Annotated in this window: 9 protein-coding genes; 8 read left to right on the top strand and 1 reads right to left on the bottom strand. The window is 48.2% G+C overall.

All coding sequences use genetic code 11. The annotated features are described in order from the left end of the window. Positions 1 to 24: 24 nt before the first annotated feature. A complete protein-coding gene (locus BEL05_RS03720) occupies positions 25 to 3,501 on the bottom strand; it encodes a hybrid sensor histidine kinase/response regulator (RefSeq protein ID WP_069670320.1) in 3,477 nt (1,158 codons plus the stop codon). A gap of 258 nt (positions 3,502 to 3,759) precedes the next feature. On the opposite strand from BEL05_RS03720, the gene BEL05_RS03715 reads away from it, so the two are divergent. The 8 genes from BEL05_RS03715 to BEL05_RS03680 all read left to right on the top strand — a co-directional run bounded on the left by BEL05_RS03715 (position 3,760) and on the right by BEL05_RS03680 (position 13,318). Next, positions 3,760 to 4,800 carry a DcaP family trimeric outer membrane transporter gene (locus BEL05_RS03715; RefSeq protein ID WP_028765398.1) on the top strand — a complete coding sequence of 347 codons (1,041 nt, stop codon included), beginning with the start codon at positions 3,760 to 3,762 and terminating at the stop codon, positions 4,798 to 4,800. A gap of 145 nt (positions 4,801 to 4,945) precedes the next feature. Next, positions 4,946 to 5,743, top strand: coding sequence for an ABC transporter ATP-binding protein (locus BEL05_RS03710; protein ID WP_028765399.1), 798 nt, complete (start codon positions 4,946 to 4,948; stop codon positions 5,741 to 5,743). Further along, positions 5,743 to 7,707 (top strand): long-chain fatty acid--CoA ligase, encoded by a 1,965-nt coding sequence (locus BEL05_RS03705; protein WP_069670319.1) that lies wholly within the window; start codon positions 5,743 to 5,745, stop codon positions 7,705 to 7,707. Before BEL05_RS03710 ends, BEL05_RS03705 begins: the two co-directional genes overlap by 1 nt. Continuing rightward, positions 7,704 to 8,597, top strand: a complete 894-nt coding sequence (locus BEL05_RS03700; RefSeq protein WP_069670318.1) for a branched-chain amino acid ABC transporter permease — start codon at positions 7,704 to 7,706, stop codon at positions 8,595 to 8,597. The genes BEL05_RS03705 and BEL05_RS03700 overlap by 4 nt, the downstream gene beginning before the upstream one ends. A gap of 75 nt (positions 8,598 to 8,672) precedes the next feature. Further along, on the top strand, positions 8,673 to 9,746 hold the full coding sequence (locus BEL05_RS03695; RefSeq protein ID WP_028765402.1) for a branched-chain amino acid ABC transporter permease: 1,074 nt from the start codon (positions 8,673 to 8,675) through the stop codon (positions 9,744 to 9,746). A gap of 187 nt (positions 9,747 to 9,933) precedes the next feature. Beyond that, positions 9,934 to 11,181, top strand: coding sequence for an ABC transporter substrate-binding protein (locus BEL05_RS03690; RefSeq protein ID WP_069670317.1), 1,248 nt, complete (start codon positions 9,934 to 9,936; stop codon positions 11,179 to 11,181). Between the two features lie 71 nt (positions 11,182 to 11,252). Next, positions 11,253 to 12,071, top strand: a complete 819-nt coding sequence (locus tag BEL05_RS03685; RefSeq protein WP_028765404.1) for an ABC transporter ATP-binding protein — start codon at positions 11,253 to 11,255, stop codon at positions 12,069 to 12,071. Positions 12,072 to 12,082: 11 nt separating this feature from the next. Continuing rightward, on the top strand, positions 12,083 to 13,318 hold the full coding sequence (locus tag BEL05_RS03680; protein WP_028765405.1) for a phenylacetate--CoA ligase family protein: 1,236 nt from the start codon (positions 12,083 to 12,085) through the stop codon (positions 13,316 to 13,318). Positions 13,319 to 14,242: the final 924 nt, after the last annotated feature.

Genomic DNA, 14,242 nt, shown 5'->3' with positions numbered 1-14,242 from the left:
CCTTGCTCTAAGCACTCATTATGCTCAATAGCTAGGTGTTTGCGCCGAATAGTTGGTGTGCAGGCTATTGGCTAATGTGGCGCTCATTACGGCTCTCAGTGCGATAGGTTTTATGATTTTACGCAGGTAACCGTACCCAAGCGCTTTGGTTTGCAGCACCACATTTTCATCTATGGTGGCCGTGATTAGGATAGCGGGAACGGGTTTGGTTAATTTCTGTTGCAGTTGCGCCATCAGATCCAGCCCATTTTGATTATCTTCTAACTGGTAATCGACCAAGACGATATCGATTTTTGAACCATATTGGTTAATGACCTTGTTTGCTTCATCAGGATTTGATGCAGTAGAAACATGGCACTTCCAGCCTGTTAGTAACGCCTTCATCCCTTCTAATACGTTCAGATCATTGTCGATACAGAGCACATGAACGCCATTGAGGGTCAATATGTCGGCTTTTGGGGCAATGGTATCTAGTTGTTGTTGTGGGGGCGCTTTATCCAGTTGCAAACTGAAAATACTGCCGCTACCTAGCTTTGATGAGAGGCTCAGGTTGTGCTGCATCAGCTCAGCTAAACCTTGTGCGATGTTGAGTCCAAGGCCTAAACCATTGACCCCATCATGACCTGAGTGCTGTAAGCGGGTAAACTGCTCGAAAATTTCCAACTGCTTTTCATCGGGGATCCCAGGTCCATTATCCACCACCTGTATTGCAAACTGGTCGCCACGGTGACGGCAACCTAAGACAATTTTTCCTTCTCCGGCATAGCGAAATGCGTTGCTAATAAGGTTTTGCAAAATTCGCCGTAACAGCACTTTGTCACTGCGGATCCAGGCGCGGGTGCTGACGCATTTAAACTCGACCTGGGAATGAGTCGCCAGCGCACTAAACTCATCGACCAAAGAGTCGAGCACCTCTTGCAGTGGGAAGTCGGCTATCTCTGGTACTATGGTGCCGCTCTCAATGCGCGACACTTCGTTGAGATCCAGCAGCAGTTCATTGGCCACTTGCAGTGAGTTGTCAATATAGCCAATCTGTTGCTTCTGTTTCCTCGACAGCTGTCCATTTTGTACAAAGGCTGATGAGAATAGGCGTGCGGCAGACAAGGGTTGTAACAGATCATGGCTACAAGCTTTAAGATACTGGCTTTTCTTTTGGTGGGCTTGTTCAATTTTTTGTAATGCTTCAGCCAGCTCTTCATTCGATTTTGCTAGCTGCAGATTGGTCTGTTCTAGTTTCTTCGTTCTTTCAAACACTCGGGCTTCTAGGTCGAGGTTTTTCTCTTTGAGAAGTTTTTCCGCCTCTCGGTACATGGTGATATCGGAGAATATCATCACGAAGCCGCCATCGGGAATTGGGTTACCTTGGATACGAATGGTCTTGCCATCGGCTTGCACGCGTTCACTGCTATGGTGGCTGCCTTGGCGCAAGAACGTCAGCCTCTTTTCCACCTGCTCCTCTAAATTATGTGGGTAGTGCTGCCCTTGGCTCAGGTTGTATTCAATCAGCTGCCTTACGGGGCACCCGATATAGATAAGATCTTCTGGGTAGTTAAAGAGCTTAAGGTAATACTGGTTCCATGCCACCAGGTTCAAATCTTTATCGATAACCGAGATCCCTTCCCCCGCGTTCTCAATAGCGCTGTGCAGCACTGAGCGGCTAAATGCGGTACGGTGGCTTGACGCTTCCTCTACTAGCTGCGCCACATCCTCTATCGCGATATCTCGTCCGTGCAGCGCACAGGAGATCACTAAGCGCGCCGAGGCTGAGCCCATTACACTGGCCAGCATATTTTCGGTAAAGGAGATCAGCGCTTGATTGTGACTATTCTTATCAAGGATCGGGTTAGGCTGGCAGGAGAAAAAAGTGTAGAAGCCTTGTGCGGCTTTATCTTTGCCCACAAAACGCGCAACCAATAACTCTAGCTCGGTCGGATTAACATGTTTGGGCACTTCTGGGGTGAGTTTATCTAGCTCGGTGCGCTCAAAAAAGTGACCTATCTGCATCTGTTCGTGCACGCTTTGACGAGTAAAGGAGGAAACCAGCCAGATAGCGGTGATATTTACAAATAGGCCTACTAAGGTCGCTAGGGTGGTCATTGAATATTCGGTGCCCGCAAAGGGATGTGGGTACATGCCCAGTTGCGGTAACAGATTCAGCACTAGCCACAGGCCAAAGCCAGAGGAGATCCCGATGAGTACCCCAATTAAGGTGACTCGGCGCCATAAGAAGGCCGCAAACAGCGCCGGACCAATTTGGGCGATGGCTCCAAACGCCACCTCACCCAGTGACGCTAACGTATCAGGAGGGGCGATGAGAAACATGCCATAACTTAGGAAAATAACAAACAGCACTAGTGCTTTACGAATATTGAGAAGATGAGAGCGAAACTTATGAAAGTCAGCACTTTGAATATTGTTAATTTTAAACAGTGTCGGGAACACCACCTCATTGCTTAACATGGTGCTGAGGGCAATAGTCGAGATAATCACCATTGAGCTTGCCGCAGATATGGCCCCTAAAAAACTAAATAGACCGAGCCATATTTCACCGCTGAATGCGGGCAAAAATAACACATAGGCGTCGCTTTGTAGTGAATCGCCGTAAAGAAGGTTCCCCGCTTGGCCCAGTGGTGTGGCAAAAAAAGCAAACACCAAAATATACAGCGGAAAGGTCCAGCGACTCCAAAGGGCGTGTTTTTGATCTTTAAGCTCAACAATGAGGACTTGAAACTGTCGTGGCAGACAGAGAAAGGCGGACATTACAATAAACAGTAGGCCAAACATAGAGATAAGGTTTGGGTAGGTAAATTGGGTCGTGATAGGCGAGGTTTCACTCGCTTTACGCCAAATTTCCAGTGGCGAGTCGAACAAATAGAAGGAGACAAATATGCCTATGCTCAAATACGCCACCAGTTTGACGAAAGACTCGAAAGCGATAGCCAGCATCATGCCCGGATGACGCTCGGTGACATCGATAGCCCGCACACCAAACACTATGGTAAACCCTGCCAAAATAAGGCTTACCACTAACCCTAATTGCCATGATGATAGCAGGTGATCTTGGCGCAATATCTCATAGGAGTTGACGATCGCTTTTTGCTGCAAGGCGATATAGGGCAGAGTGCCCACTAAGGCAACAAAGGTAACCACTACCGCTAGCAACGGCGATTTACCAAAGCGCGCCGCCAAAAGATCGGCTATCGAGGTGATGTTGAGCTTAAGGCAGACGCGTATCACCCGTTGAATAAAAGGCCAGGCAAAAATAAACAATAAAATCGGTGCGATATAAACTGGCAGATAAGAGAAGGAGTTACTGGCTGCCTGCCCAGCGGTACCGAGAAATCCCCAAGAAGTACAGTAGACACCCAGTGATAAGGAGTAGATGATGGTGTGCTGTTGGCTAAACAGTTTTTCACGGTATCTGTCGCCCAAAAAGGCCATCAAAAACAGTAATCCGATATAGCTGATGCTAATGGTGACTAAAAGCCAATTAGGAAACATAGGTCATTCCGACTCTTCTTATAAGGAGTTACCCACTAACCTCCTTGTTTGTTATGAAATTTAACATACCACATTTCCCCATTGTTGCCTCGGTCACGACTACCGACTTAAGTCGTAGATCTTAGGTTGTAAGTCTTACGGATTAGCCGATTGGTATTACGCCTAAGGCATTAATACTCTCTAACTAATACCTATTCCCAATTGAGCCAACCCTGCAATTTCTCCATCTTGGAGTCAGACAAAACAGGGGATATAAAGATGCTCATTTCAACAATAAAAAAGATCACACTTGCAAGTTCACTCTGTCTACTGGCTGGTTCTGCGATGGCCGGTTACGACTTCGACGTTGGTGAAGAGGGTAAGCTATCGTTTGGCGGCTACCTTAAGGTGGACGCCCGTTATGTATCAGGCGATGTCGCTTATCGAGACTTTTGGATCGGCACGGGAACCGCGCTAGAGCAGGATGCCTCACAATTTCGTATTTTTGCCAATGAATCACGCTTCAACACCAAATATGTGCATGGCGATGTGATGGGCTTTATTGAAATGGATTTTCTCGGTGGCGGTGGCAATCAGGTTGTGTCCAACTCGGCTAATCCGCGTCTGCGCCATGCATTCATTAAGTATAAAGGGCTGACCGCAGGACAAACCTGGACCACCTTTATGAATACCAGTGCCATTCCTGAAACCGCCGATTTTGCCGGCGCGACAGTGGGGCTGGCATTTATTCGCCAGGGGCAAATTCGTTATGACATGGGCGGCTTCCAAGTATCGATAGAGAACCCTGAAAGTGTCGGTGGTGATACTGCCAATGACGATTTGCCGGATGTTATCGCTCGTTACAACTTCAAAGGCGACTGGGGTAATGTGTCTATTTCAGCCCTAGGTCGCAGCTTAAACACCAATGCTGGCAATAGTGAAACCGCCTTTGGTGGTTCAATTGCTGGACGGATCAAGACGTTTGGTAAAGACGATTTACGCTTTCAATTTCACCAAGGTGAGGTCGGACGTTATGTCGGCATCGGTGCCGCGTCAGATTTGGTGGATGAAGAAGTTGAAACTACTACCTCTTATCTCGCTGCGTATCGTCACTACTGGACCGACACGTTAAGAAGCACAGTGCTTTACGGTCGTGTTGAAACCGATATCACTTCCGCTGAGCGTAGTCAGTGGAGCGTTAACTTGTTCCAAAACCTTACCCCGGCATTAGCCATAGGTATTGAGGTGGGCAACTTTGAAATTGGCGATAAAGATGTCGACTCCAATTATGCTCAGCTATCTATGCGTTACGCCCTTTAACCCACTCGTTAGGAGGGCGGCTCAATAGCGCCCTCCCATTTTTTGACTGGCCTGCGCTGCCCAGTGTGATAGCAAGTCGAGCATTTTCTCTACACAACAATAGCGAAATGGATGTAACGGCAACGCCGTTCAAAGGAGTATGGGTGTGACCGATACCATTTTAAAAGTCGAACAAATTTCCTTGGCGTTTGGTGGTGTAAAAGCCCTTACCGACGTCAGTTTCGAAGTAAAGCAAGGCGCCGTATTCTCCATTATTGGTCCTAATGGTGCGGGCAAAACGTCGATGCTAAACAGTATTTCAGGCCGTTATCGGCCACAGCATGGCAGCATTCACTTTAACGGCAAAGATGTTACCCATATGCGCCCGAACGATCGCGCCGACCTTGGCATCGGGCGCACTTTTCAAAACCTCGCCCTTTTTGGCCACATGTCAGTGCTGGACAACATCATGGTGGGCCGCCATCACTTAATGAAAAACAACTGGCTCACAGGGCCGCTTTATTGGGCATCGCCAGCCCAAAAGGAGGAGCTGGCACACCGTCGCCAAGTCGAAGAGATTATTGATTTTCTCGATATTTCACACGTTCGTAAATCGGTAGCTGGCACGCTTTCTTATGGCCTACGCAAACGGGTGGAACTGGCACGCGCCATGGCACTTAATCCCAAGTTAATTTTATTAGATGAACCCATGGCAGGCATGAACCTTGAAGAGAAAGAGGATATGGCGCGTTACATCTTAGATTTGAATGAAGAGTTCGGTGTGACCGTCGCAATGATTGAGCATGATATGGGCGTGGTGATGGATATCTCCCATGAGGTGATGGTGCTCGACTTTGGCAAAAAGCTCATTTGTGGCTTACCTGACGAGGTGATGGCCAATGAGCATGTAAGGCAGGCTTATCTGGGGCTTGATGACAATGAGCAATTACAAGAGGTCGGATAATGAGTAGGTCAAACCACACATCGGCAGCTGCATTTGAGATGGGCACATTAGATACCTTTCCTAAGATTTTACGTCACAATGCGGCCAATTGGGGTAAAGATATTGCGATGCGCGAGAAAGAGTTTGGCATCTGGAGTGAGTTCAGCTGGCAAGACTACCATAACCGCGTGAAGTGGATGGCTTTAGCATTTAATCACTTGGGTATTTCCGCAAAGGCAACCGTTGCACTGCTTGGTGACAACCGCCCTGAGTGGGTGTGGGGCGAGGTCGCAGCCCATGCCATGGGCTGTTTCTCATTAGGGGTCTACCAAGACTCTTTGCATGAAGAGGTGGCTTACCTTCTCAATCGCAGCAACGCTCAGGTTGTTGTGGCAGAAGATGAAGAGCAGTGCGATAAACTGCTGGAGCTGGGCGAGCAGATCCCAGCGGTAAAATATATCGTCTACTGTGACCCACGTGGCATGCGAAAATATGATGATAAGCGCCTGATAAGTATTGAAGATATCTATCGAATTGGTCAAGAGGTAGACAATCAAACTCCGCGTTTGTATGACAATTTAGTCGATGCGGGCAAGGCTGACGATATTGCTATCTATTGCACCACTTCCGGGACTACCTCAAAGCCTAAAATTGTATTACTGCAAGGGGGCAAGTTTGTTGAGCATTGCTGCTCCTATCTGCGCGCCGATCCGCGTGCGCCAGGCGACAACTATGTGTCGGTACTGCCGCTTCCTTGGATCATGGAGCAAGTCTATGCGGTGGGTCAGTCATTGATCGCGCGACAAATCGTTAATTTTGTCGAAGAGCAAGAGACCATGATGGCCGACTTACGTGAAATTGGCCCAAGTTTTGTTTTGTTAGCGCCCAGAGTATGGGAGGGGATTTTAGCCGACGTTAAAGCGCGCATGATGGATTCGACACCACTGAAACAGAAACTATTTGATTTCGCCATGGCCCGCGCGGAACAACGTTTGGCTCAAGGGAAGCGCTCAACATTGGCCGACATCATCTTAATGAAAGCGTTGAGAGATAGGCTCGGCTTTTCATTTTTAAAGTCAGCCGCTACAGGTGGCGCAGCCATGGGGCCAGATACTTTCAAGTTTTTCCAGAGTATTGGGGTGCCGTTAAGGCAGCTCTATGGGCAAACCGAGATGTGTGGCGCTTACACCATACATCATGAAGATGATGTGGATTATGACTCGGTTGGCGTTGCTTTTGACACGGCAGAGCTGCAAGTGATTAATTCCGACAGCGAAGGCGTTGGCGAAGTGATTGCTAAAACCGTGGGGATGTTCTGCGGCTATTTAGGCGACCAAGCCGCCTATGACGAAGATGTTCAGGAGGGTTGGATGCACACCGGTGATGCGGGGTATTTCAAACCCAATGGTCATTTAGTGGTGATTGACCGCATCAAAGACTTAGCTAAAACCAGCAACGGTATTCAGTACTCGCCGCAGTATATTGAGAACAAACTCAAGTTCTCCTCCTTTATCGGAGAGGCGGTGATCTTGGGTAAAGACAAGCCCTATCTGTCTGCCATCTTATGTATCCGCTTTAGCATTGTATCCAAGTGGGCTGAACAGCAGGGATTGGCCTTTACCAACTACACCAACTTATCCACGCTGCCTGAAGTCTATGAGCAGTTAACCAAAGAGGTTGAGGTGGTCAATAGCAGCCTGCCAGATGCCCAGAAAATTAATAAATTCATTTTGTTATACAAAGAGCTAGATGCCGATGATGGCGAGCTTACTCGTACCCGTAAAGTGCGCCGAGGGGTGATAGCAGATAAATATGGCGAGATCATCGATTCAATCTATAACGATGACGACCATGTCGATATCGACACCGTTATTACCTTCCAAGATGGCACCAAGTCACGGATTAAAACACAGCTACAAGTGGCCACAGTGGGAAGCCCTGATTTAGCCGCCAACGTAAGTGTTGAGCAAAGGAGAGCATCATGAATTTTGAACTATTACTGCAATTGATCACCAATGGCCTCATTGTGGGCCTGCTTTATGGTGTGGTGGGCATGTGTTTTGTGCTTGTCTATAAATCGACGCAAATTGTTAACTTTGCCCAAGGGGAGTTTTTGTTAGTGGGTGCCTGGGTATGTTGGGCATTTTTGACCTACTTCCAATTGCCTTTCTTTCTCGGTTTCATCTTAACTCTTTGTTTTATGGCTGTCTTTGGTGTGTTACTGCAGATGATTGTACTGCGTCCTATGATTGGCGAGCCTATCATCTCAGTCATCATGGTAACGATTGGTCTATCGATTCTCTTTCAATCCCTGACTAAGTGGATCTTTGGTGTCTCACCTCAGAGCTACCCTAAGGTATTTGATACGCAATCGGTGGCCATATTCGGTCTCAACATTGAGTTTGCTTACCTAATGAGTACTGTCATTGCACTGATTATCATGGTCAGTTTTTTCCTGTTCTTTAAATACTCCAAACATGGGTTGGCGATGCGTGCCACGGCGTTTGATCAGCAAGTGGCTCAGAGTCTAGGGATTAGCGTTAAACAAGTGTTCGCCATGAGTTGGGGTATTGCCGCAACAGTATCGGCGACGGCGGGCGTAGTGATTGGCATGGTTAATGGTGTGTCTGACTCTCTATCAACCATCGGCATTAAGGTGTTTCCCGCAGTGATATTGGGCGGGCTCGACTCAATTGTTGGAGCCATCGTGGGCGGCATCGTGATTGGAGTGCTCGAAAATGTTGCCGAGTTCTTCGATAGCCAATACCTGCATATCGGCAACATGTATGACATCGCGCCCTTCTATGTGCTGTTAGTGATTCTCTGGTTTAAACCCTACGGCCTGTTTGGCACCCGTGATATTGAGCGGATTTAACGGTGAACCCAACACATTATCTATGTTCAAGACGGCAATTATTGATTGACCTTATTTCTGCTCAAGGAGTGTTTTATGTCTAGTTTGGCAATGCGGCCGTGTGGGGATTTTCGCACTAGCTACAAGAGTGACAATACCATCTTTGAAACCAAAACCATTCGCTGGTTTACCGCCTTAGTGATTGCGCTGGCTTGCGCCGCGCCCTTGGTACTTGATGGTTACTTTCTTACCCTATTTATCCAAATATCCTATCTCGGCATTGCCGCATTAGGACTCAATATCTTAGTGGGCTTTACCGGGCAAATCTCACTGGGGCACGGCGCTTTCTTTGGCTTTGGCGCGTTCGCTTCCGCTTGGCTTAATACCAGTTTTCATATTCCTGTGGTCTTGTGTATTCCGTTAGCGGGCTTTCTTACCATGGCGGTAGGCATGATGTTTGGTATGCCAGCGGCGCGGATTAAGGGCCTCTACCTTGCCATTGCCACGTTGGCGGCGCAGTTCATTATTGAAGACTTCTTTGCTCGCGCCGATTGGTTCTCGGGTGGATCGTCGGGCGCTATGGCTGCTCCCGTTAGTCTGTTTGGTTTCGATTTTGATACTGACTTGAGTTTTTATTTTATTGCGCTGTTTGCCTTAGTGTTTATGTACATCTGGGGCTGCAACTTAATGCGTAGTCGAGATGGACGCGCCTTTGTTGCCGTACGTGATCATTATCTGTCTGCCGAGATCATGGGGGTCAAGCTCAATAAATATCGCCTGTTGTCTTTTGGGATCTCCTCTTTTTACGCGGGGATTGGAGGTGCGCTGTACGCTCACTATCTTGGCTATGTATCGGCGGAGGGTTTTACCATCTTAATGTCAATCCAGTTTTTGGCCATGGTGATCATTGGCGGCCTTGGCTCCATTAAGGGCACCTTGATGGGTGTGGTGTTTATGGTGCTATTGCCTGAAATGCTTGAATCCATGGTGGGGCTAATGAAATACACAGATTGGGGCAACATTCCCATGGTGACAGACGGTTTGGCTTACATCAAAGAGATGGCTATTGGATTGGTGATTATCTTGTTCCTTATTTTTGAACCAGAGGGGCTAGCCCATCGCTGGGACCAAATTAAAAACTACTGGAAATGCTACCCATTTGCCTACTAGGGCATTGTAGTAAAACGGGTTTAATTGCAGTTGCACCACCACTTTGGCGAAGGTGGAGAGGCATGATCTTCTTTAATGACTTAAAGAACCACGCACCGAGTTTGAATGGCATAGGGCGTTTATTTTGCTGTTGCGCAACCTGTCGTAGGCATTCACTAATGATGGATCATTTTAAAGGATAATAACGATGACAAAAAAAATACTGCTTAGCGCTATGGTAGCGTGCTCAACATTTGCGACCAGTGGCGTAACGCTGGCTCAAGACAGTGTGTTTGTAGGGCACTTGGCTGATATGTCTGGTCCTACGGCATTTGTGGGTAAACCCTATGCCGATGGTGTACGAGATGCGCTGGCCTACATCAATGCCAATGGCGGCATTGATGGCACCACCTTAGAGTATGAAACCATCGATTATGGCTACAAAGTGCCGCAGGCGATTGCCTCCTATAAAAAGTGGCAATCACGTAAAAATATGGTGGTGATGCAAGGGTGGGGCACCGCCGACACTGAAGCATTGATCTCCTTTGCCGCAAAAGATAAAACGCCCATTTTCTCGGCCTCTTATTCGGGTCACCTAACTGACCCTCAGGGCAAGAACCCCAATACTAAAAAACCAGCGCCTTATAACTTCTTTTATGGCGCCTCTTACTCTGACGCGTGCCGTGGATTAGTGCAGTGGGCCGCTGATGATTGGCAAGCCAAAGGCGGTAAAGGTAAGCCTAAGTTTACCCACATTGGAGCCAACCACCCGTTTCCTAATGCGCCTAAAGAAGCGTGCGCAGAATATGCCACAGAGCTTGGATTTGAGGTGCAGCCAGCGGTGGTTATCTCCATGAAACCGGGTGATTTTAAGGCGCAATGTTTAAGCCTTAAAAGCTCGGGTACTAACTATGGGTATATAGGCAACTTGGGGGGCTCGGTTCAGTCATTAATTAAGTCCTGTGACACAGTTGGCACAGACATTCAGTTTATGTCGAATATCTGGGGCGGTGACAAACTGGTCTTTAAAGCGGCGGGTGAGGGCGTGAAAAACTATATCTTCCCAACCATGACACCATTTTGGAGCGATGACGTGCCTGGCATGAAACTGGTCCGCGAGATCTCAAAGATGTCAGATAACAGCGGCGAAGAGCAGCGCCTGCACCATTATATCCGTGGTATCTGCTCGACCTACTTTATGAAAGAGTCGATGGAGTGGGCCAAAGCCAATGGCGGTATCACTGGCGAAAACGTGAAGAAGGGGATGTATGCTAAACAAAACTGGGTGCCTAAGGGATTAGAGGGCGTGTGCTTAGCAGCAACGTGGACCGCTGAGGATCACCGCGGTATTAACCAGGTCAATATCTATCAGGGCAACTATAACGACGGCGACATAAAGGTTGAAAAAGTTAACCAAGTGACGCTAGAGCGCCGCGTGGATTGGTTAGGTTATTAATCGTTAACGACTCAAGGCCTAGAGAGAGCAGTTAACCCCCTAGGCCATGACCTCATTATCTTGGAGTAGTTATGACACAAGCTGTGCAGTTAAAACCCGACACCCCGCTACTATCGATTAATAATATCGAAGTGATCTATGACGATGTTATTCAGGTACTGCGTGGCGTCAGTATCGATGTGCCGCAAGGTGAAATCGTCACCCTGCTAGGGCCTAATGGAGCGGGCAAGTCCACCACCTTGAAGGCAATTTCAGGGCTGTTAAAGACTGAAAATGGTGAAGTGTCTCGCGGTGACATTCACTTTATGGGTGAACGAATTGATGTGAAAAATGCCGACGATGTGGTGCGCTCAGGACTGTTTCAGGTGATGGAGGGACGGCGCATTATTGAAGATATGAGTGTGATTGAAAATTTAAAACTGGGTGCCTATACCCGTAACGATAGTCAGGTAAACCAAGATATCGACATGGTGTTTAACTATTTCCCTCGCCTAAAAGAGCGCACAGGGCTCGCCGGTTATTTATCAGGTGGTGAGCAGCAGATGTTAGCCATTGGGCGTGCACTCATGGCGCGGCCAAAGATGATCTGCCTTGATGAACCCTCGATGGGCTTATCGCCGCTACTGGTAAAAGAGGTCTTTGGCATTATCGAGAAAATCAATCGTGAGCAGGGTATTACTATGCTGCTGGTGGAGCAAAATGCCAATTACGCGCTCAAAGCCGCCAACTACGGCTACATTATGGAGTCTGGCAAGATAGTGTTAGACGGCACCAAAGCCCAACTGCTTAATAATGAAGATGTGAAAGAGTTTTACCTTGGCGGTGGCAATGAAACCCGCAAGAGTTTCAAAAACCTAAAATCTTATAAACGCCGTAAGCGTTGGCTATAACAGGAGCGATGATGAAGCAGTTCTTTCACCCACTTGAAGGGCAAAGTGCCAAGCAGCGCGAGGACCATTTAATGTCAGCGCTGTCGGAGCAATTGAGCTTTGCAAAAGCCCATTGTGATTACTACAGCACACTGTTTAAAAAGATAGACTTGTCGGCAGTGGGTTGCCGCGCATCGCTTGCTAAACTCCCCATTACGCACAAGGCGGATCTGATTGCACTGCAGGCCGCTCTACCGCCGTTTGCTGGCATGACACCCAACAAACATCAAGTTGGACGTATCTTTAAATCTCCGGGTCCCATTTATGAGCCAGAGTGTGACGGCTTCGATTGGTGGCGCATGGGACAAGCTTTTTTTGCCGCAGGATTTAGCAGCGGTGACATAGTGCAAAACTGCTTGTCATATCATCTTACACCCGGTGGTTTCATCATGGACTCCGGCGCCAAAGCTTGTGGCTGCACGGTCATACCGGCAGGACCTGGTCAAACAGAGATGCAACTTGAGTTGATTGAGTCGCTTACCCCCAGCGGCTATTGCGGTACGCCTTCATTTCTTAACATACTGCTGGAAAAGGGCAGAGAGCAGGGCAAAGATACCTCATCAATCACTAAGGCATTGGTTTCAGGCGAAGCCCTGACCCCAACATTAAGGGCGCAATTTGCTCATGCCGGTATTGATGTTAAGCAGGCTTACGCTACCGCCGATATCGGCCTCATTGCCTTTGAAAGTGAGGGCGAAGGGCTAGTCGTGGCTGAAGACATTATTGTCGAAATTGTTCGTCCTGGTACATTAACACCGGTACTCGATGGCGAAGTGGGTGAGGTGGTGGTGACGAGCTTTAATCGTGATTACCCACTTATCCGTTTTGCCACAGGGGATCTCTCTGCGGTGCTCCCGGGTCAAAGCCCTTGTGGCCGCACAAATATGCGTATAAAAGGCTGGCTTGGTCGTGCAGATCAAACCTGCAAGGTCAAAGGGCTCTTTGTTCACCCTGAACAAGTGGAGCGTATTCGCTGTTGTCATGAAGCCATTAAAAAGGTGCGTTTGGTCGTGACTCGCCAGCATGACAATGATGTGATGCAGTTACTATGTGAGGTGGATGAAAGGGCGCAGCCTCATGTCGATATCGCAGCGGTACAAGCGTCAATTCGCGCTCAGACACAGTTGGCTGGCGAGGTAGCGTTGGTTGCACTAGGTGCCTTGGCAGATGATGGCATTGTGATTGAAGACCAAAGGGAGTCTCATTAAGGCTTTTCTGCTACCTAGTGTTTAGCGTAAGCGTCGATACTAGTGGTGTTTTTTTAGACTCAAGTGACTCAAGTTAAAATGCCTAGCCTTTTATGGGGGTAGGCATTTTTGTGTTTGCTTAAGTAGCGTTTGGCCGCATCTCATTTATTGGGTGTGTTAGAAGGTCACACCTTCGGTGTTACTGAACGCCTGCCCGGCGAGGGATGTGCAGATATGCCTGTGAGACGCCGTGAATAAGTCCCTTTAGGCTCTGCGAAACATCCCTGTTTCGGAAGCTCACCGGCGTATCTACACTCGGTATCTCAACGTCTCTTCGATTTGGCGGATGTCGGAAGGGGGAATAAAAAACTGGCTTGATTTTGCCCCAAAGTGTGCAGGCCTTGTAATGAAGGTTTGGTATTTTTTGGATTAGCTTATGTAGCGTTTGGCTGGGGGGATTTGGTTAAGTGAGCTTGAAGGTCGTACCTTCATGGCAATCTATCACCTGCGGTGAGCTTATGTGCAAACACTTCTGCGACACGCCGCAAGCACATCCTTGTGGGCTCTACGCCAGCATCCCTGCTGGCAAAGGCCGCAGCCGCGTTTACACTTGGGTTCTAACGTTTCTTCGATTAAGCTGCATTTGGTGTGAGTGGCGAGTAAAAAGCTAACGTGCTTTTGCCCCAAAGTTTGGTGGCCTTGGAATGAAGGCTGGTTACATTTTCTCTTTTGGTTCATTGTTATTGGGGTGTGTGCCTGAAGGTCATACCTTTATCGCCATCTAACGCCCGCCCGGCGAGGGATGTGCAGATATGCCTGTGAGACGCCGTGAATAAGTCCCTTTAGGCTCTGCGAAACATCCCTGTTTCGGAAGCTCACCGGCGTATCTACACTCGGTATTTCAACGTCTCTTCGATTTGGCGGATGTCGGAAGGGGGAATAAAC

The sequence above is a fragment of the Shewanella colwelliana genome (genome assembly GCF_001735525.1).
Taxonomy (GTDB): domain Bacteria; phylum Pseudomonadota; class Gammaproteobacteria; order Enterobacterales; family Shewanellaceae; genus Shewanella; species Shewanella colwelliana.
The sequence above is the reverse complement of the archived record's forward strand: the minus strand, read 5'-3'. Positions and strand labels throughout refer to the sequence as shown.